At 68.5% G+C, this 18,807-nt stretch carries 19 protein-coding genes; 8 read left to right on the top strand and 11 right to left on the bottom strand.

Going from position 1 to position 18,807, the window contains the following annotated elements; translation table 11 throughout:
* Positions 1 to 32 precede the first annotated feature (32 nt).
* Entirely contained in the window at positions 33 to 935 is a 903-nt protein-coding gene (locus ACQPYM_RS24555; protein WP_433004172.1) for a LysR family transcriptional regulator, read from the top strand.
* 9 nt (positions 936 to 944) lie between these two features.
* Here the strand turns inward: ACQPYM_RS24555 and ACQPYM_RS24550 are convergent, their stop codons facing one another.
* The 3 genes from ACQPYM_RS24550 to ACQPYM_RS24540 all read right to left on the bottom strand — a co-directional run bounded on the left by ACQPYM_RS24550 (position 945) and on the right by ACQPYM_RS24540 (position 3,856).
* Positions 945 to 1,916: a threonine ammonia-lyase gene (locus ACQPYM_RS24550; RefSeq protein ID WP_433004169.1), complete on the bottom strand. Its 972-nt coding sequence runs from the start codon at positions 1,914 to 1,916 to the stop codon at positions 945 to 947.
* Between the two features lie 50 nt (positions 1,917 to 1,966).
* The gene (locus ACQPYM_RS24545) at positions 1,967 to 2,698 is read right to left on the bottom strand and encodes a lipoate--protein ligase family protein (RefSeq protein WP_433004166.1); all 732 of its coding nucleotides are present in this window, start codon (positions 2,696 to 2,698) and stop codon (positions 1,967 to 1,969) included.
* 123 nt (positions 2,699 to 2,821) lie between these two features.
* Complete coding sequence (locus tag ACQPYM_RS24540) at positions 2,822 to 3,856, bottom strand: hypothetical protein (RefSeq protein WP_433004163.1); 1,035 nt, start codon at positions 3,854 to 3,856, stop codon at positions 2,822 to 2,824.
* A gap of 135 nt (positions 3,857 to 3,991) precedes the next feature.
* Between ACQPYM_RS24540 and ACQPYM_RS24535 the strand changes: the two genes are divergently transcribed.
* Positions 3,992 to 4,561 carry a hypothetical protein gene (locus ACQPYM_RS24535; RefSeq protein ID WP_433004161.1) on the top strand — a complete coding sequence of 190 codons (570 nt, stop codon included), beginning with the start codon at positions 3,992 to 3,994 and terminating at the stop codon, positions 4,559 to 4,561.
* Between the two features lie 20 nt (positions 4,562 to 4,581).
* Positions 4,582 to 4,947 (top strand): hypothetical protein, encoded by a 366-nt coding sequence (locus tag ACQPYM_RS24530; protein ID WP_433004158.1) that lies wholly within the window; start codon positions 4,582 to 4,584, stop codon positions 4,945 to 4,947.
* Here the strand turns inward: ACQPYM_RS24530 and ACQPYM_RS24525 are convergent.
* From ACQPYM_RS24525 to ACQPYM_RS24515, 3 genes are all read right to left on the bottom strand, one after another.
* Positions 4,919 to 5,566, bottom strand: coding sequence for a HemK2/MTQ2 family protein methyltransferase (locus ACQPYM_RS24525; protein ID WP_433004155.1), 648 nt, complete (start codon positions 5,564 to 5,566; stop codon positions 4,919 to 4,921). The two genes, ACQPYM_RS24530 and ACQPYM_RS24525, sit on opposite strands and share 29 nt — an antisense overlap.
* A complete protein-coding gene (locus ACQPYM_RS24520) occupies positions 5,563 to 6,729 on the bottom strand; it encodes a carboxylate-amine ligase (RefSeq protein WP_433004152.1) in 1,167 nt (388 codons plus the stop codon). Before ACQPYM_RS24520 ends, ACQPYM_RS24525 begins: the two co-directional genes overlap by 4 nt.
* A gap of 75 nt (positions 6,730 to 6,804) precedes the next feature.
* Positions 6,805 to 8,004 (bottom strand): hypothetical protein, encoded by a 1,200-nt coding sequence (locus tag ACQPYM_RS24515; RefSeq protein WP_433004150.1) that lies wholly within the window; start codon positions 8,002 to 8,004, stop codon positions 6,805 to 6,807.
* A gap of 60 nt (positions 8,005 to 8,064) precedes the next feature.
* On the opposite strand from ACQPYM_RS24515, the gene ACQPYM_RS24510 reads away from it, so the two are divergent.
* The 4 genes from ACQPYM_RS24510 to ACQPYM_RS24495 all read left to right on the top strand — a co-directional run bounded on the left by ACQPYM_RS24510 (position 8,065) and on the right by ACQPYM_RS24495 (position 12,990).
* On the top strand, positions 8,065 to 9,012 hold the full coding sequence (locus ACQPYM_RS24510) for an ArsR/SmtB family transcription factor (protein WP_433004148.1): 948 nt from the start codon (positions 8,065 to 8,067) through the stop codon (positions 9,010 to 9,012).
* Positions 9,013 to 9,153: 141 nt separating this feature from the next.
* A complete protein-coding gene (locus ACQPYM_RS24505; protein WP_433004145.1) occupies positions 9,154 to 10,722 on the top strand; it encodes an ABC transporter transmembrane domain-containing protein in 1,569 nt (522 codons plus the stop codon).
* Complete coding sequence (locus ACQPYM_RS24500; RefSeq protein WP_433004141.1) at positions 10,722 to 12,461, top strand: ABC transporter ATP-binding protein; 1,740 nt, start codon at positions 10,722 to 10,724, stop codon at positions 12,459 to 12,461. Before ACQPYM_RS24505 ends, ACQPYM_RS24500 begins: the two co-directional genes overlap by 1 nt.
* Before the next feature lie 43 nt (positions 12,462 to 12,504).
* Positions 12,505 to 12,990: a DinB family protein gene (locus ACQPYM_RS24495; RefSeq protein WP_433004138.1), complete on the top strand. Its 486-nt coding sequence runs from the start codon at positions 12,505 to 12,507 to the stop codon at positions 12,988 to 12,990.
* Positions 12,991 to 12,992: 2 nt separating this feature from the next.
* Here the strand turns inward: ACQPYM_RS24495 and ACQPYM_RS24490 are convergent, their stop codons facing one another.
* The 4 genes from ACQPYM_RS24490 to ACQPYM_RS24475 all read right to left on the bottom strand — a co-directional run bounded on the left by ACQPYM_RS24490 (position 12,993) and on the right by ACQPYM_RS24475 (position 17,017).
* Positions 12,993 to 14,204 carry an RNA polymerase sigma factor gene (locus ACQPYM_RS24490; RefSeq protein WP_433004135.1) on the bottom strand — a complete coding sequence of 404 codons (1,212 nt, stop codon included), beginning with the start codon at positions 14,202 to 14,204 and terminating at the stop codon, positions 12,993 to 12,995.
* Positions 14,201 to 14,542, bottom strand: coding sequence for a YciI family protein (locus ACQPYM_RS24485; protein WP_433004132.1), 342 nt, complete (start codon positions 14,540 to 14,542; stop codon positions 14,201 to 14,203). The genes ACQPYM_RS24490 and ACQPYM_RS24485 overlap by 4 nt, the downstream gene beginning before the upstream one ends.
* A gap of 106 nt (positions 14,543 to 14,648) precedes the next feature.
* Positions 14,649 to 15,629 (bottom strand): serine hydrolase domain-containing protein, encoded by a 981-nt coding sequence (locus ACQPYM_RS24480; protein WP_433004129.1) that lies wholly within the window; start codon positions 15,627 to 15,629, stop codon positions 14,649 to 14,651.
* A 53-nt stretch (positions 15,630 to 15,682) separates the two neighbouring features.
* Positions 15,683 to 17,017 (bottom strand): hypothetical protein, encoded by a 1,335-nt coding sequence (locus tag ACQPYM_RS24475; RefSeq protein ID WP_433004126.1) that lies wholly within the window; start codon positions 17,015 to 17,017, stop codon positions 15,683 to 15,685.
* A 266-nt stretch (positions 17,018 to 17,283) separates the two neighbouring features.
* On the opposite strand from ACQPYM_RS24475, the gene ACQPYM_RS24470 reads away from it, so the two are divergent.
* Positions 17,284 to 17,511 carry a hypothetical protein gene (locus ACQPYM_RS24470; protein WP_360281145.1) on the top strand — a complete coding sequence of 76 codons (228 nt, stop codon included), beginning with the start codon at positions 17,284 to 17,286 and terminating at the stop codon, positions 17,509 to 17,511.
* 113 nt (positions 17,512 to 17,624) lie between these two features.
* On the opposite strand, the gene ACQPYM_RS24465 is transcribed toward ACQPYM_RS24470, so the two are convergent.
* Positions 17,625 to 18,749 carry an FAD-dependent monooxygenase gene (locus ACQPYM_RS24465; protein WP_433004123.1) on the bottom strand — a complete coding sequence of 375 codons (1,125 nt, stop codon included), beginning with the start codon at positions 18,747 to 18,749 and terminating at the stop codon, positions 17,625 to 17,627.
* Between the last annotated feature and the right edge of the window lie 58 nt (positions 18,750 to 18,807).

Below are 18,807 nucleotides of genomic sequence, written 5' to 3'. Positions count from 1 at the left end.
GAAAGCGATCGGCAGCGGCTATGCTTACCTGCATGGGCGAGGTTGAGCTACGGCATCTGGCGACGATGGAGGCCATCGTCGAAGAGGGCACCTTCGGGCGAGCGGCCGGACGGCTCGGCTACACCCAATCGACGATCAGCCAGCAGGTCGCGGCGTTGGAGAAGGCGGTCGGCGGTCCGGTGTTCGAGCGCCCGGGCGGTCCCCGGCCGGTGCGGATCACCCCGCTCGGCGCCGTAGTACTGGAACACGGACGCGAGCTGCTGGAGAAGGCCCAGGCGCTGGTCGAGGCCGTCGACCGGTTCAAGGCCGGTGACGGCAGGATCGACATCGGCACCTTCCAGAGCGTCTCCAACGTGATCCTGCCGTCGCTCGTCAGCCGGCTCCGCGACGAGCACCCCGGGTGCGAGATCCGGCTGTGCGAAACGCCTCCTGATCCGGAGATCGGCAAGCTGGACCTGCTGTTCCACGACCGGCCACTCGAGGGCGAGGTCGAGCACCTCAAGCTGGTCGACGACCCCTACCTGCTGGTGACCCGGCCGCGCGACCTTCCGGACGGCCCGGTGGCACTGGAGCTGCTCGACGGCAAGCCGATGGTGGGCTGCCATGAGAGCTGCGACAAGCCGTGGATGGATCGGGCACTCGCCGACGGCGGGGCACGACCGCGCATCGTCTTCCGCTCGCCGGGCAACGAGGCGATCCTGGCGATGGTCCGAGCCGGGCTCGGCTGGGCGGTGCTGCCGTGGCTCGCCCTGCACGGCTCGGAGGTCAGCTCCGACGGCCGGCTCGCGATCCACGAACTCCGTCCCGCCCCCGCCCGCGGGATCTACCTGCACTGGCCGGCCAGAACCACCCGTTCTCCGCTGGCCGACCGAGCGATCGAGATCGCCACCGAGATCGCGGCCGAAATCTCAGCCGCCCAACCCCGCCAGGCCTAACCCTGCAGGTCAGGTTGACGGTGGGGTGCCGTGGATCCAGTGGGCGAAGTCCGTTGGCGTCACGTTGCTGCCGCAGAGGATGGTTGCGACGGTCTTGCCGCTGAAGCGGCCGTTGCTCTCCAGGATCGAAGCCACGCCCAGCGCCGCAGCCGGTTCGACGACCAGACCGGCGTGCCGGTAGAGCAGCCGCATCGCCTCGACGATCCCGGCTTCGGTGACCAGCACAGCGTCGTCCGCGACTGCTGAAAGATCGTCGAGTACTTCGGGAATGACGTACCGTCCCGCGACCCCGTCGGCGATGGTGTCGGGCGCCCCGACCTCGACCGGCCGACCTGCGCGCAGCGCCAGCGTCATCGCCGGAGCCTGCTCAGGCTGAACGCAGATGATCTCGGTGCCCTCGCGCAAACTCTTCACCGCAAAGCCGACGCCGGACGCCATCGCGCCGGCACCAAGCGAAACCAGTACTGCGTCAAGCGCACCAGGCAACTCCGTGAGCTCGACCCCGATCGTTGCCGCGCCCTCGCAGGTACCGATGTCCTTGCTGTCCTCAACCAAGAACGCGCCGGTCTCGTCAGCGATCCGCGCCGCCGTTTCCAAGGCAGCCTCGATCTCACCCTCAACCAGCACCACGTCGGCCCCGAACGCCTTCATCCGCTCGATCTTCAGCGGATTGGCCGCCGCCGAGGCAACCACCGTCACCCCGATCCCACGCGCCCGCCCGCCGAACGCCAGCGCCTGCCCAAGATTCCCCGCACTAGCGCACACAACAGCATTCGCAGTACCGCGCTCCTGCAACCGAGCAAGAACAGTGTCGGTACCGCGCCCTTTGAACGAGCGAACAGGATTGAGCGTCTCCACCTTCAACACGACCCGGCACCCGAGCACTTCCCCCAACGCCTCACACTCGTACTGCGGCGTCTCCACAAACTCCCGACTGATCTGCCCCCGAGCCCCCAACACCCTCGCCAGCTCCAGCCGCATCCCAACCCACCCTCACCTCGCGAAGCCCAAGCATCGAAGTGTACGTGGGGTCAGACTCGGTGGTCGGGGGCGAAGGATGCGGCGAGGGCGAGGGTTGGTTGGTCGAGGGCGGAGGCTGGGACTCCGGGGGCGTATGCGGTGTGGAAGTGTTCTTCGACTGCGGAGGCGGTCAGGGTGGGGCGTTCGGTTGAGAGGGAGCCGACTGTGGTTGGGGCGAAGGGGAGTTCTAGGTGGGCGTAGACCTGGGTCAGGAGTGAACTGATCCGCGCGTCGTCGCCGATTACCGTTAGGGAGCTGAACAGCCAGGCGTCGCGGACTACCCGCTGGCCGGTGCCGACCAGTTTGACCGCGCCGCGGGCGTTGATGCTTTGCGCGCCGGGACAGTACTCACCCGGTACTTCGCCGACTCTGGCGTCGATGCCGAGTGAATGGAGTTCGTCGGCGATCATCTGCCCGAACGCCTTGAACCGCCGCTCCTGCTCCTCCGCCGCACGCGGGTCATGCCGAACGTGGTCGATGACGAGCGCCTCCGACGTGTAGGCGACCGGCCGCCCACCCACCGCCCGGACGAGTGGCACGAACCCGGCCTCACGACCAGCCCGTACTGCGGCCTCGAAGCCTCGGTGACGCGTGTCGCGCCGACCGAAGACGAGCACCGGCTCGGCCGGCCGGTAGATCCGCACCGCCTCGGTCAACTCACCGGCGGAAGCGCGTCGTACCAGCGCGTTCGCCACCGCCAACTCCATCGCGGGCTCACCCACCGGCCCCGAGAACACCTGCACACCACCTATCGTCCCACCCGCCGCCGAAGCACCTCGACCCGGCAGCGCGAGAGCGCAGGCCAGCCTCGGACGGCAGCAGCCGCACCCGTGCGTCGCGGTGCGGCTGCCGGAGGTCGGGGTCAGTCAGTCGGTGCAGGCGTAGACGACTGGTTCAGGCATGCCCGAGTCGGCGATGTGGTAGCCGGCGGCGGTCAGTTTGTTGGTGCGCTCGAAGATGTGCGAGAGCAGCGTGCCGTCCGGGAACTGAATCCTCGCTCCGTCGCTGCGGATCACCAACGAGGTATAGGTGTTCGGCACACCCAGGATCCCCGCAGTCACGGCATCGCGGGAACTGTTCAGGTCGACGACGCCCTGCTCGATCTGGACGATCCGCGGACTCCGCGTGCTCCAGATCAGCCCAGTCGCATTCTCCCCGCCGTTTTCCTGGCCGGCGATCCACTGGCCCTCGATGTCGCGGGCCCACACCGTCTTCGTGTGAACGCCGCGCAGCCGGACCGGCTGCGCGCCGTAGGACTTCCACAGGTAGCTCGTCGTGCCACCGTCGGGCAGCGTGAACCTCCCGACGATCAGCCCCTCGTCGGAGATGTCATCGAGATACACGACCTCGCCACCAGCCGGTACTGCGAGCAGGCGCGGCTGCCCGCCTGCGGGCCAGACGAAGGGCACCTGGCGTCCGAGCTCTTCGTCCCAGGCCAGTCCGGCGATGTCCTGACGCTTGTTCATCCCGGTGAGATGGGAGATCTGAATGCCCGGCGGCGGCGCGAGCAGTCGATACGAGTCGGTCGGCGCGGAGTAGATCCAGTGGACCGTGCCATCCAGACCGTAGGTGCTGCCGACGACGAGCCCACCTTCGATCACGGAGGACGCGAACGACTCGCCGCCTTCCGTCCCCGGCGACAGCCAGCGCGGGACACCGTCCACCCACAGCACGGCCTGGCTGTGCTGATGCCCCTCCCGGTTCGCCTCGCCGAGCAGGTAGCGGCCGGACGGATCCGCAGTACGGGCCGCGCTCGAGCCGGGCAGGGAGTCGGCCGGAAGGTCGAGAACCGACCTGGTGCAGGTCGAATTGCCCGCCGTGCTCACTGCTTGGGCAGCCGCCGGGACAGTGCTGACAAGAAGAGTCGTGCCGGCCGCGAGCGCAGCCAATTTCCGCATCATGCGATTTCCCCCAGACAAATGACAACGAACCCAGAAAGGGTTGCAGCTTGCGGCGGGTGGCGACAGCTCTTCGAATCAAGGCGAAAGGCTTGACTTCACCAACTATCGTGGGGAAGTAGGCGAACAGGGGCCGCGATGAATGTGAAGACCGCAGTGGTCGTCGCGATCGTGCTGCTTTCCACCGGCTGCACCGACGGCCCCACGGATGATCTCAACCCGCCGACCGTGCGCCCAAGTCCGGCGCCAACCGCCACGGCTACCACCACTTCCACCACCACTTCCACCGCCACTGCTACCGCCACCTTCTCGCCCGTACCGACCACCCCGCGGCCGCGCCCGACCTCGGCCGCGTTGACCGCCAAGCAGGCCGCCAAGGTGTTCGTCACCGCGGTCCGGCCGCGCAACGTGGCGCTGGCCAAGTTCGACGCGGATCTGAAGGCCTCGGCGTCGGTCGACGTACTGCGTCAGGATGCGATCGAGCTCCTCGCGGCCGAACGGCGGTTCCTGGCAGTCCTGGACCGGACTGCCTGGCCGGCGTCGATCCTGGAGAATGTGGAGAGTCTGGCGAACTGCATCGCCACCAGCATTCTCTGGTACGAAGTGAGCACGCGCATCAAGCAACCCAGCGACGTCCGCCTGCCCCCGACCTGCGGCGCCAGCGACGCCCAGCTCATCAGACTCCGCCTCGAACTCCCCAGCTACTGAACGGGTTGTACTGTGCGTCCGTGGCTCGTGCGCGTGTGCGGAAGTTGACCGTCGACGACATCGACTACCAGTGGGTGGTCCGTCCTCTCGATCCCGGCCACGTGGTGGTGCGGGTCTGGCGGCGAGGTCCGGTGCGCCATCGGCAGCTGGAAGTCCGGGTCGCCTTCGACGATCCCTGGCTCAACTACGGACCCATCATCACCACCCCGCAGGACCGTCGAGCCGAGGTGTTCGACCTGACTCCCGTCACCTCGGCACTGGTCGCGCGCCTGGTTCGGCTCGGCCTGGCCGCCGGGTGGGAATCGGAGAGCCGGGGTCAGTCGCTGCGCTTCGACCTCGACGGAACGCGCGAACGACTCACACCCGTGGAGCACACGCCCGGATGATGACCACGTCCTCCTCGTCGATGTCGGAAGGGATCATCCCGGCCGCTTGTTGAGCTCGCATCAGCGGGCCCAGCGGTCCCCGTACAGACGTTCGTACTTCGACGTCGACCAGGCCGGCGCGACGCAACCGGTCCAGGGTGGCGTCCGTGCCGATGAGGGACGAGTGGACGAGCAGGATCGCGCCACCAGGACGGAGATGGGCGGGAGCCTCATCGCAGAGTGAGTCGAGGATGAGTCGGCCGTCGTGGCCGGCTTCCCATGCCCGGCTGGGTCCACGGCGAGGGAGATCCGGCCTCGGCGACGGCACGTACGGCGGATTGCTCACGATCAGGTCGAACCGCTCACCGGCCACGGGTTCAAACGTCCGCCCCCGGCGGGTCCGGACCCGGACACCGTGCCGGGCCGCGTTGAGCCGCACGGTGAGCAAGGCCCGTCGCGAGACGTCGATCGCCGTACTGGCCGCGCCGCAGGTTGCCGCGGTGATCGCGAGCAGCCCGCTGCCGGTGCAGACGTCGAGAGCGCGCGAACCCGGGCCGAGGTTCTCCTCGCGGATCGCGTCGGCGAGCATCCAGGAGTCGGAGATGGGCGCGAAGACGCCCGGCAGGGTGAGCAGTTTCATGCGGTGAACACCTCCGCGAGCCAGGGGACAACAGAGTCAAGGCCGAGCGCTCGAAGGTGCTCCACCGGCGGGTGATCGACCAACGCCCGTACGTCGTCGAGGCTGCCGTCCGCGTAGGGCTCGGCGGCGTCGATCAGGTCGTGGAGACAGCGACGGGCCGGTCGCGCTTCGCCGGTACGGAGGTCCAGAAGTTCACCCCGTACTCCGTCGCGCAGCGCGACCCACCGGTTCTCGGCGATTCTCCATGTCGGGGCGGGTGGTTGAAGCCGGCCGAGGTGATGGTGCTCGGCGAGTCTGGCGGCGAGTGCGTACACGAAGCGGGCGATCGCGCTGGTGCGCTCCGTGGTCGCCTGGACGTCGAGGACGCGTAGTTCCAGCGTGCCGTAGCGGAGGTGTGGCCGGAGCTCCCACCACCATTCCGAAGCATCGGCGCCGCCTCGGGCCAGCCAGGCGAGATCGTCGGCGAACTGCTCCCACGAGTCGATGATGGGAGGCACGCCTTGGCGGGGGAGTCCGGAGGCGACCACCGGCCGAACCGAGCAGAGGCCGGTGTCTCGACCGCCGATGTAGGGAGAGGCCCCGGCGAGCGCGGCCAACTCTGGGAGCAGGTCACGCAGCGCGTGGTAGACGCTCAGCGTGCAGCCGGCGTCGCCGAAGGCCAGGTGGAGTTGTAGCGACGAGACGAGCTGCCGATGGATCACCTCGCCGTAGCGAGTCGCGAGCGCTTCGGTCCGCTCGCTCGGCGAGAGGGGGACGGGCCCGTCGAGGAGAGGATGGACGGGCGCGGCGATGGCGGCCAGGTCCGGGCCGCAGGCGGCGGCTATGAGTGCCCGGCATGCCCGCAGCTCCCCGACGGCGGCCGCCACGTCCTTGTGGACGGAGGTCGCGATCTCAAGCTGACAAGCCGGCAGCTCCCGCTTCACCCGCGAATCGTCGAGATCAGCCACCAAGGCCCCGGCATCCGCGGGCAACCAAGTCGCCCGCTCCACCAACAGCAGCTCTTCCTCAAACCCGACGGTCCCCGCCCCAGCCCCCGAAAACAACTCCCGAAGCCGCTCAGCATCAAGAGCCGGCGGCCCACCCCGTACGCCGGAGGCGGGCTCGCGCGAGCGGAGTAGCGGCGGGCGGTCCGGTGGGAGCTCGGTGGGTTTGGTGTCAGTCAAAGGGAGCCTCTCGTTCTTGCCTGGCGCTTCGCTATGGCGCCGAATCGAGGCTCCCTGCTGAACCTTGGTCCCCCGTTACCCTCCCGGCTGCGAAACCAATCGCTGTCCGGCTCCTGCTGCGACGCGCCTCAGTGGGCGGGTGAGGGTCAGCGAGACCAGCAGTGACAGTGCGGCGAAGACGGTGATGATGGCGGCAGACCCCGCCAGATCAGCGGCAGCACCAGCCAGTACTGCGCACACTCCGAACGTGGTCATCCGGAGTGCCGATTCCAGCCCCAGCACCTGTCCGCGCAACTCGAAGGGCGTGGCCTCGACGAGGAGCTCCTGCTGCGACAGCGAAGCGGAGTACCCGATGCTGCCGAGGGCAACCAGCGCGGCCAGCACGCCGATCGGGAGGTCGATGGCGAAGGCAAGGAACGGGACGGCGAGCAGGATCCTGAGGTAGATGCTGACCTTCAGCCGCTGGACCGGGGTGAGGAAGCGGCCGATCACCAGGTCGCCCGACATCATCCCGGCCGCGCCGGCCGCCAGCAGGAGTCCGGCGGCCGAACCGGCGTACGGCACGAAGAGTGCTTCGCAGCCGACGATCAGGCCGTTCGGGATACACAGGGCGAGCAGGAGCGGCCGGGTGGTCGGCTGGGCAAGCAGGATCCGGTTGCCACGCCAGGTCTCGCGCGGGCTCGTCGCGGTCAGTCTGCGTGGTGCGCGATCGGCGAGACCGAAGCGCAGTACGGGGATGGTCAGGGCGGAGCAGGCGGCCGCCAGCCAGAAGACCTCGGCCGGCTCGAACGTCTGCAGCAACAGCCCGGCCGCACCGAAACCCGCGATCTGCATCGCGCCGACCGACAGGTTCATCGCCGAGCGGCCCAGCACGAACTGGTCGCGATCCACCACCTCGTTCAGCAGTCCCCACCTGACGCCGGAGGCGATCGAGAGGCCGTACGCGACGCCCAAGGTGAGCAGCAGCCGGGCCGCCGAGCGGAGGTCGAAGGCTGCCTGGGCGACCACGGCAGCGGTGGAGACGGTGGCCAGCACGATCAGGATCCGCCGCGGCCGGGCGGTGTCGGCGGCCGACATCAGGGTGGACGCGCCGAGCACATGGGCCAGCGACGGGCCGAACATGATCAGCGCCGACAGCAGGGCCGAACCGGTCTCGGCGTTCACCACGATGGCCAGCGTGAGGCTCGTCATCGTGGCCGAAGCGTTGCCCAGGGCACTGCTGATCCACAGGCCGCGGAACTCGCGGCCGCGGAAGATCTCGCGATAGGTACTCATGGCACAACAGGCTCGCCCGCGCCGGGCCGGACGCCTACAGTTTCGGATGGAGGCGAAACATTGTCCGAGTTCATCGTCGATGCCGACGTCCTGGCGAACGCCCGGTTCGGCACGTCCCAGCTGACCGAGACGGTCTCGGCGCTGAAGATGCTGCGCGAGCCGTCGAAGCCGTGGTACCGGGCCTGGCGGGACACCCACCGGCCGGCGTACGAGGCGCAACTGGCCGCGCACCCGGTCTGGCACGCGCTGGTGGAAGGGGCCTTCGGCAAGCGATGGACCGCCGACTTCCTGACCGTCCCGCCGCTGGCGCCGAATCTCCAGCTGGAAGACGAGTTGCGCCCGTTCAGTGAGCTGCCGGACGAGCAGATCCGCGCGGATCTGGCCGTTGTCCGGTCACCGCTTCCCGCAGTACTTGCCGAAGGCACCGGACTTGCCCGGCAGGCCGCGGAGTTGCTGCGCTGGATTTGGTCGGAGACGGTCGAGGCGGACTGGCCGCGACGGCACCGGGTGCTCCAGGCGGACATCGTCTCCCGGACCTCACGGCTCAGCGAACAAGGCTGGTCCGGCGTACTCCGAGGGCTCGGGCCGGACGTGCGCTGGCTCGGTGACGGCCGGCTTCAGGTGAACCGCTCCGACTTCCCGCCGACCGACATCCGCGGCCGGGACCTGATGTTCATCGCGACCCACAGCCGTGGTGTCAACGTCAGCTGGCGCCTGCCGGACCGCTTTGCGCTCAGCTATCCGGTCGCGGGCGTCTTCGCCGCCGTGAAGCCGTTGGCTGAACCACTGGTCCGGCTGCTCGGACGGAACCGCGCGCGCATCCTGGTCGAGGCCGCAGCGCCGATCAGTACGACGGCGCTGGTGGCCGCCACGGGGTTGTCCCTGGCAACGGTCGCCGATCATCTCCGGGTGCTGTCCGACGCCGGCCTGCTCCAGCGCCGTCGCTCCGGCCGCCAGGTCCTCTACTGGCAAACCCCGACCGGACAGGCAGTCGCTACGGGCAGCTAGGGCGGCCTGCGGTGCAGGAGGAGGCCTCCGGGTAGGTTTTGGCGTGTGCCGCTGACGATTCCGCACCAGACCGTCGGAGTTCCCGATACGCGAAGTCCTGTGCGGTATTTGCTTTGGCTGGTCAAGTGTCAACCAGGGCGGGTGTCGCTGGGCGCACTGCTCGGGACGGCCTGGACGGTCGGGCTGATCCTGCCGCCGTACCTGATCTCGCGGGCCATCGACGACGGCCTGCGGCGCAACGATTTCGGTGCGCTGACCGTCTGGGCGCTGGCGATCGCCGCGGCGGGCGCGCTCAACGCGACGCTGGCGATTCTGCGCCATCGCACCATGACGTTCATCCGCGCGGACGCTTCCTTCCGCACGGTGGAGGTGCTCAGCCGGCACGTCGCCCGCCTGGGTGCGACCTTGGCCCGGAAGTTCGCCTCCGGTGAGGTGGTCAGCGCCGGGACCACCGACATCGGGCAGGTCGCGATGGTGCTCACCATCACCGGACCGGGGGTCGGCGCGGTCATCGCGTACGTCGTGGTGGCGGTTCTGTTGTGGACGACCTCGCCCTTGCTGGCGGCGGTCGTTCTGCTCGGCGTACCGGCCATCACCTTGTTGATCGGGCCTCTGCTGACGCGCCTGGAGCGGGCCGAGTCGTCCTATCGCACGCAGCAGGGGATGCTCACCACCCGCTCGAACGACATCGCGGCGGGATTGCGCATCCTGGCCGGTGTCGGCGGCCGGGAGATCTTCGCCCGGCGCTATCAGGAGCGCTCCCGCGCTTTGGTGACCGAGGGCTATCGGGTGGGGGCCGTGACGAGCCGGATCCAGGCCCTGGCGGTCGGTCTGCCGGCCGTGTTCCTGGCCGTGGTGATCTGGTTGTCGGCCCGGATGGCGGCGTCCGGCGACATCACGGTCGGCGAGATGGTCGCGGTCTACGGGTACGTCGCGATGCTCGTCGTACCGGTGTCGTTCTTCGTGGAAGGTGCCTACGACCTGACCCGCGGCCGGGTCGCCGCCCGCCGGATCATCGACGTGCTCAACCTGAGCCCGGAAGATCCGAGTCCGCAGGGTCCGGCCGCGACTGCCGATCTGACCGATGAAGTCTCCGGGCTGCGGGCACCCGGTGGTCGCCTGCTCGGCCTTGCCGCAGCCGATCCCTCCGATGCCATCGCCATCACCGAGAGGTTGGCCGGCTCTCAGCGACTCCTGTTGTCCACGAACGACTCGTACTTGTTCGCCGGCACGGTCCGCGAGGTCCTGCAGGCCGGGAGGCCGCGGACGGACGCCAAGCTCTGGTCGGCGCTGGAGGTCGCTTCGGCGGACGACGTGGTGATGAGCCTCGGTGAGGGAGAGCTGGACGCGGTCGTGGATGCCCAGGGCCGCAACCTGTCCGGAGGCCAGCGCCAACGACTACGGCTGGCTCGTGCGATCGCGGTCGACCCGGACATCCTGATCCTGGTCGAGCCGACCTCCGCGGTCGACGCCGACACCGAAACCCGGATCGTACGCCGGGTGGCGCGGCAGCGAGCCGGCCGGACCACCGTCATCGCCAGCACCTCGCCGATCGTGCTGCACCACGTGGACACCGTCGCCTTCGTCGCCGCCGGCAAAGTAGTTGCCTTCGGCACCCACCATGATCTGCTGACCACCCACCCCGACTACCGCGCGATGGTCTCCCGCTCCCTCGCGGACGAAGACGAACTCGACCGGGTGGAGAGCTGATGAGCAATGTTGGCAAGCTGCCGATCGCGTCATCGGCACAAGTCCGCCGGGTGACGCTCGGCCTGTTGCGTCAGGACAAGCGGGCGCTGGTCCTCGTCGTTGCGCTCTACCTGCTGGCCACCCTCGCAGGCCTGGCTGGGCCCTATCTGATGGGTCGCATCGTCGACGGCGTCCGCACCGGCATCTCGGTCTCGACCATCGACAAGTACGCGCTGATCATCGGCGGCTTCGTGCTGCTGCAGATGCTGCTGACCACCCTGGCCCGGTACGCCGGGCACCGTTTCGGTGAACGTGTTCTGGCCAGGTTGCGGGAGGACTTCGTCGAGTCCACCTTGCGCCTTCCGGTCTCCTTGGTCGAGCGGGCGGGTACCGGCGAGCTGATGACCCGCAGTGCGGTGGATGTCCCCAACATCGGCGCCGCCGCTCGCGACGCAGTACCCGAGATCTTTATCTCCGGCTTGCAGGTCCTGGTGATTCTCGGCGCCATCTTCTTCCTCGATCCGATTCTCGGCGCGTGCGGCCTGGTCGGCGTACCGATTCTCGTCGGGGTCACCCGTTGGTACCTGCGGCGGGCGCGGTCGGCGTACCTGGCCGAGGGCGAGGCGATGTCGGTGATGACACAGGAGCTGGCCTCCACCACGCAGGGGGCGCGGACTGTCGAGGCGCTGAACCTGGCCGAGCAGCGCGTCGCGGCGGCGGACGCCAGCGTCGGCACGGCTTTTGCGCGGCGACGCGCTTCCTTGCGGCTGCGCACCGTCTTCTTCCCTGTGGTCGACTTCTCGCACACCCTTCCGGTCGTCTTGGTGTTGCTGGTCGGCGGTCTGCTCCTGGGCAAGGGATGGATCACCCTGGGCACGGTCATCGCGGCGACGCTCTACCTGTGGCAGATGGTCGATCCGCTGGACAGGGTGCTGCAGTGGGCCGAGCAGCTGCAGAGCGGTTGGGCGTCCCTGGCCCGGCTGACCGGTGTCGCGGAGGTCCGGCCCGCGTCCGAGATCACCAGCCAAACCCCGCAAGGGGAGACGATTCGCGTGGAGCGCGTCCGGTACGCGTACCGGGATCGGGATGTCCTGCACGACATCGATCTGACCGTCCGACCGGGGGAGCGGCTGGCCCTGGTCGGTCCGTCCGGCGCGGGCAAGTCGACGTTGGGCCGGCTCATCGCGGGGATCGATCCGCCGCGCTCCGGGCGGGTGACTGTCGGCGGCGTACCGGTGAGCGAGCTGGAACCGATCGAGCGGCACAAGCGGGTGGCTCTGGTGACCCAGGAACACCACGTGTTCGTGGGCACTCTCCGGGAGAACCTCATCATCGCCGCACCGAACGCGACCGACGCCGAGGTGCTGTCCGCCTTGCAGACCGTGGATGCCGGGTGGCTGGACACGTTGGCCGACGGCCTGGACACCGAGCTGGGTGACGGCGCGCTGGAGCTCGATCCGGGCCAAGCGCAACAACTCGCGCTCGCCCGGATCGTGCTGGCCGATCCGCAGGTGCTCATCCTCGACGAGGCGACCGCGATGCTCGACCCCACCACTGCACGGCATGCCGAGCGCGCGCTGGCGTCGGTACTGAGCGGACGCACGGTCATCGCGATCGCTCACCGGCTGAACACGGCCCACGATGCCGACCGCGTCGCGGTCCTCGAGGACGGCCGGATCGTCGAACTCGGCTCCCACGACGAACTGGTCGCGGCCGGTGGCACGTACGCCGACCTCTGGCGCACCTGGCACGACGGCTGAGCCTGACCCCGAATTGTCCGACGGACTCCGTACCGTTGGCGGCATGACAGCGAGAACCAAGAAGGACGTGAAACCTCCGCAGACCGGAGCGGACGAGAAGGCCACGCTGGTGGGGTTTCTCGACTACTTGCGGGACTCGATCGCGGCCAAGGCAGAGGGCGCACCCGAGCCACAGGTCCGTACCGCGGGGGTTCCGTCGGGGACCAGTGTGCTGGGGCTGATCAAGCACCTGACGTGCGTGGAGGGCTTCTACTTTCTGGGGGAGCCGGTCAAGAACTGGGCGGCCACCATGCGCCCCGGCCCGGAGGAGACCGTCGAAGACCTGGTCGCTGCCTACCGCGAGACTGTCAGCCGCGCGAACCAGGTCATCGAGTCGTACAGCGACCTGACCCTCCCCGCGCCGGCTCCACCCGGAAAGCAGCCATCGTCGATGCGCTGGCTGCTCGTCCACATGATCGAGGAAACCGGCCGCCACGCAGGCCACGCCGACATCCTCCGCGAACAGATCGACGGCGCCACGGGTCGCTGACGTTACTTCGGATCGGCACCGGCCAGTCGCTCTTTCAGTACTTCGGCTTGTGCGGGGTTGGTGGTGAGTTCGAGAGCACGTTGGTCAGCCGTGATGGCCTCTTCAGGGTCGCCAACCGCTCGGAGGAGTTCCGCTCGGGTTGCGTGGTAGAGCGGGTAGCTGTCGAGCTCCTGGTGCAGGTCTTGGAGTTCGGCGAAAGCTGCTTGGGCGCTGACGACGTACCGGACGGCCACAGTGCGGTGCAGACGTGTGACGGGGCTGGGTTGTAGTTGGAGCAGCAGGTCGTAGAGGACGAGGATCTGTTCCCAGTCAGTGTCTTCCCAGCTGGCTGCTTCGCTGTGGCAGGCGGCGATGGCGGCCTGGAGTTGGTACGGGCCGGGGGAGCGGTGGCGGTGCGCGGTACGGGTGAGCAGCTCGGTCGCGGCGGCGATCGCGGTGTGGTCCCAGGTGCTGCGGTCTTGGTCCTGGAGGAGGACCAGTCGGCCGTCGGAGTCGAATCTTGCGGCGGTGCGGGCGCGATGGAGCCGGATCAGCACGAGGAGGCCGGTGACTTCGGGTTCGGCGGGGAGGAGGCCGGCCAGCAGCGCGGTCAGCCATTCGGCGTCGTCCACCAGGTCACGGGAGTGGGCTCGGTCGCCGCTGCTCGACAGGTAGCCCTCGTTGAAGAGCAGGTAGATGACGGTCAGCACTTCGGTCAGGCGGTCGGGGAGTTCGTCGTCGCGGGGGACCTGGTAGGGGATACCTGCTTGGGCGATCTTGCGTTTGGCGCGGGTGATGCGTTGGGCGAGGGTGGTTTCGGGGATGAGGAACGCGGCGGCGATCTGGGCGGTGGTCAGGCCGCAGACCACTCGGAGGGTGAGTGCGACCTGCGCCTCGCGGGCCAAGGCCGGGTGGCAGCAGGTGAAGAGCAGGCGCAGCCGGTCGTCGGGTGCGGGCTGGACGGGCCACTGCACCTGGGCGAGTTTGGAGCGGTAGTTCTGCTGGCGCCGCAACACGTCGAGGCCGCGCCGCCGGGCGACGGTGAACAGCCAGGCGTCGGGCCGGTCGGGAATGCCTTCGACGGGCCAGCGTCGCAGGGCGATCTCGACGGCGTCCTGGACGAGGTCTTCGGCGGTGGAGAAATCGCCGAGCAGCGACACGAGCGATGCCGCGAGCCGGCCCGCGTGGTCCCGGACCACCCGAGCCAGCTCATCGGCGGCCGGAGTCGAGGTCATGACTGCACAGGACGGATCTCCACCACCGGGCAGCCCGGCCAGCTCCTGGTCATCCGCAGGGCCTCGTCGAGGTCGGCGACGTCGATCTCGGTGTAGCCGCTGATCACCTCTTTGCCTTCGATGAACGGCCCGTCGGTGGTGACCGGCGCCGGCCCGTCGAGGCGCACGGTGGTGGCGGTATGCGGTTCCTGGAGCTTATGACCGCCCCGGATCTTGTCCGCGTGGTCGTCGAACCACTGATAGACCCGCTGATAGGCCCGCTCGCGCTCATCGGCACTCATCGCCGCGAACTCCTTGGCGAACTGCTCGGTCTCGACGAACATCAGCACGTACTTCATGAACGTGACCTCCTGAATGTCAGTGTGCCGGACCGTGGGCGGCCGGCGGTCTCACCAAGAAGACGATCAGCGCGGCAGCGGACACGACAACCAGTGGCTGTCCTCCTCAACGAGTGAGGGCTCGGGCGACGGGCCAGGCGCCGGGGGAGGTGTTGGAGAGGACGGTGCGGGTGGTGCCGGTGCGCGGGTCGTGGGTGGACTTGAACGACGCGCCGGCGTCGTACCCGATCAGGATCGCGGTGTCTGAGGTCTCGTGCAGCCAGAAGCCGAGGCCGTAACGCATGGATTCCTCCGGTACGTCGCGGCGCGGCCGGAGGACCTCGTCGACGGAATCGACGATGTCGCCGGCGAACAGCGCGCGCCAGAAGGTGGAGATGTCGGCGGCCGTCGTGTGGATGCCGCCGTCGCCGGTGGCCAGGACCGGCAGGTGGAAGACGTTCGAGCGGTCCACTCCGTCCAGAGGCAGGTAGCCCACGGCCACGTCGGCGGGGAGCTCGTCGGAGCGGAAGAAGTCGGTTCGGGTCATGCCGGCCGGGCGTAGTACGCGCTCTCGGACGAGATCGTGATAGCCGACACCGCTAGCCCGCTCCGCCAGCAAGGCGAGAACCACGAAACCGCCGTTGCAGTAGGCGAAACGCTCACCGGCCGGGAACTTCGTCGGGTGTCCGTCCAGCAGCGGCAGGAAAGCCTCGGTGGTGGTCAACTCGTGGGCCGCGCCGACGAAGTAGTCGGTGATCTCGGTGTCGGCGTCCTCGTCGAGATAGTCACCGATGCCGGAGGTGTGGGTGAGGAGATGTTCGACCGTCACGTCGTCCGCGATCAGCGGGAGGTCCTTGCCGAGCAGGGATCGCGCGGTGGTGCCCAGCTCCAGTACGCCGTCGCGCACCAGCGAGATCACCGACAGCGCGGTGAACCCCTTGCTGCCACTGGCGATCCCGAACCGCGTGTCCACGGAGTTGGGTACGCCGTAGGTGCGGTTGGCCGCCCCGTAGGCCCTCGCGAACTCGACCTCGCCGGCGTGGTCGATCCAGACCACGCCGGAGAACCCGGTCTCCTCAGCAACCTTGTCGATCTCCCCCTGTGCCATTTCCGCAGGGTAGCGCGCGCGAGGCCGAGCCCGAACCCATTTACCGTCGGCCGTCAGGAGTCCCAGATCGGGCCGAGAGCGGGGATGCCGAGGCGTTCCAGGCCGTGCACCACCGACCACGTCACCTTCTTGTTCGACACGCAGATCACGGCCTCCGCCCGGGAGGACTCGTACGCCGAATAGGCCAGCCTCACCATGTCCGGCTTGCCGTGCGCATCCGTGTCCCAGATCAGGGTGTCAGGTTGCGCGGTCAGGATTTCGTCGACGAGCTCCTGCCCGTAGGTCTTCACCGGATCGCGGGTCACCCAGACCAGCTTGTGCGGCACCCGGCCCGCCAGCACGTGGGCGAGCACCGGCCCGATCCCGCTTCCGGTGACCACATAGACCACCCGGCGAAAGACCGTGCCGTAGTTCGCCATGCCGGCGGTCGCCACACCTCGCACCCAGATGTGGGTCGGCGGATTGTCGATGAACTCCCCGGTCCAGTCACCGGCCCGCGACACGGCCATCCGGAACCCCGGTACGCCGGGCGTCGGGATCACCGCGAAGCTGTGCCACTGGCGCAACGGATGCCGCGCGATGGACCGCGTCGAGCCGGCCATCGGAGTACCACGCGCTGCTCGTACCAGCGCGACATGCGATGAGGGCCTGCTGACCTCGATGGGGATCCGGCGCAACAACATCCACGGCACCAAGGAGCTCACCGTCGTCACGACGAGTATCCAGACGGTCGGCGTACCGGCGATTGCTGCTGGCAACGAATCTGCTCCGCGGCGTTCGTCCACCAGGAGCACTGCTCCGATCCAGAACAGGGTCGACAGGCCCCATCCGCCGAAGCGGTGCACCCGCTCGAACAGGTCATGCCGTGTGGCTCGCACCTTTGGCCGAGCTGTCATGACGATCGCGAGCAGGAGCAGCGCCTGGACGTAGTACACGAGCAGAAGTCCTCCGCTCACCTGCCCGGTGGCGACGACGGTCAGGCCGAAGAACCAGAGCGTCCCGCAGATCGCGCCGCCCACATGCAGTCCGCCGAGATGGTAGCCCTTGGCAAGCGCCCACCGCAGTCGCAGTGGCAACGACTTGGGCACCTTCATCACCGAGCGGGAAAGCACATTCACGAAGAACTGCTGGCGAACCAGGATCCCCAGTGCGAAGTTGACCTGAGCCACCAACGCAACCGTCTCGACTTCGCTCCACCAATGCCGCGGCAGTCCCCATCCGAACACCGCCACATTGGCCAGCAATACCAGCACTACCAGCCGATTGCTCTGCATCAGCCGCGGATGCTTCAACCCCCGCCGCCACCAAGGCAGAACCCCCGGCAACACCACCTCCGGCAGCACATCGACCCCGCCGGGCACACCTGTGGACACCCGCAACAGACCCATGAAAATTCCCCCAGAATTTCCAGTGTTCCCCGAGCCCCCATCAACCCGGTGATGCCTGCTGAGACGCCCCCACCACCCCCAGAAGTTGATCCCCACCCACGCCTTGCAACACAACCTTCACAAATTGCCGGGTGGGTTGCTGGGCGCTGCGGCGTACCGGCGAGTATCCGCTCAGCGGACGCGCGGCGGGCGGTTTACGCCTGAAGTCGAGGGTTCCGCAGGGGGTGGGGTGCGCTGGGGCGGAGTTGGGCGCATACTTGGGTGTGATGGAGCCTTCCCGCGCGACGACGCGTCGTCACCTGTCCACGAGTCCCTTCAAGCCCCGGGTGCCCAACCCGATCAAGACGTTCGAAGAGGGCGACCGCGTGTCCCACGACAAAGAGGGCATGGGTCGTATCCACGCCGTCGAGGGCCCGCACGCCGTGGTGGTCGACCTGGGCGGCGGCAAGCTGCTGCGGGTCCTGTCACCGTTCGACAAGCTGCACACACTCTGATCCACTGATCAGCCCGCCGAACGACTTGGCCGAGCCCGCCCCCAGCGCCCCGGCCAAGCCTTCGGCGACACCCGCACACATCGCGCCCCGGAGATGCTGGTTGCTGTCGGCATCTACTCCGCAGAGCGTGGTTGCCACGTTAGTAGTGGGGCGGTTGTGCGGCGGAAGAGGCGTTGGGGGAGTAGGCGGGTGGTGAGGTTGCGGAGGGGCACCGCCAGGGGGCCGGAGGCTTGGGCGTAGGTGCCGAAGGTGGCTGATCGGCGGGCGATGGATTGGGTTCGGCCGCGACGGCGGCGGTCGTAGGTCCGGAGGCCACCGGCGATGTCGCCGTTGAGGGCGTCGGCCAGTTCTACGGCGTCTTCCAGGGCGGTCGCGCCGCCTTGGCCGAGGTCGGGGGTCATCGCGTGGGCGGCGTCTCCGATCAGGACTGCCCGGCCGTTGACGTAGCTGCGCAGTGCGGGGAGCCGGTAGATGTCGTGGCGCAGGATCTCGGTGCCGTCGAGGCTGTCGAGCAGTTGCGGGATCGGGTCGTGCCACTGGCCGAAGCGACGCTGGAGTTCGGCGCGCTCGTCGGCGTACCGGGTGTTTTGCGGGGCGTTGGCGATGAGATACGCGTAGATGGCGCCGTCGGCGAGGCGGAACAGGCCGACACGTTCGCCGCGGCCCCAGCTCTCGCTCACGTCCGAGTCGAGGTCGAGCGGTGGCGCGATCAGCCGCCAGGTGGTGTAGCCGGCGTACACGGGTGGCCTAGCGTGCGGCCACAACGACGCCCGGACGGTACTGCGCAGTCCGTCGGCGCCGACCAGCAGTTCGACAGGCCGCCGTACTCCGTCGTACGCGATCGTCAACTGGTCGCCTGAGCGCTCGACATCGGTCACTGCCGTGTTGAGAGTGATCGCCTCGGCAGGCAGCGCGGATCGCAGGATGTCGAGCAGTATCGACCGGCGGAGCATTAACGTTCCGCCGTACCGGGTTCGCAGGTCTGACCGGAACAGCCAGCGTCCGCGCTGATCGCGAAAACCACCCGCCCCGTCAACCGTGCTGAACTCACGAACCTGGTCGCCGACGCCGAGAAGGTCGAGAGCGCGGATCGCGTTCGGCCACAGCGAGATACCCGCGCCCACCTCCCGCACAGCCTCCGCCCGCTCGAGCACGGTGACCTCCCACCCCCGCCGCCGCAACCCGATCGCGGCCGCCAGCCCACCGATCCCCGCTCCGACGATCACGGCATGGCGCATAGCCCCCCAGTCTGCCAGCGGCCGCCGGCAGCGATGCGGTAACGGCGCACCGAGCCAG

This window comes from Kribbella sp. CA-294648 (assembly GCF_050943845.1).
Classification (GTDB): Bacteria; Actinomycetota; Actinomycetes; order Propionibacteriales; family Kribbellaceae; genus Kribbella.
Note: the sequence above shows the minus strand (reverse complement) of the source record. Positions and strands in the feature narration are given on the sequence as shown.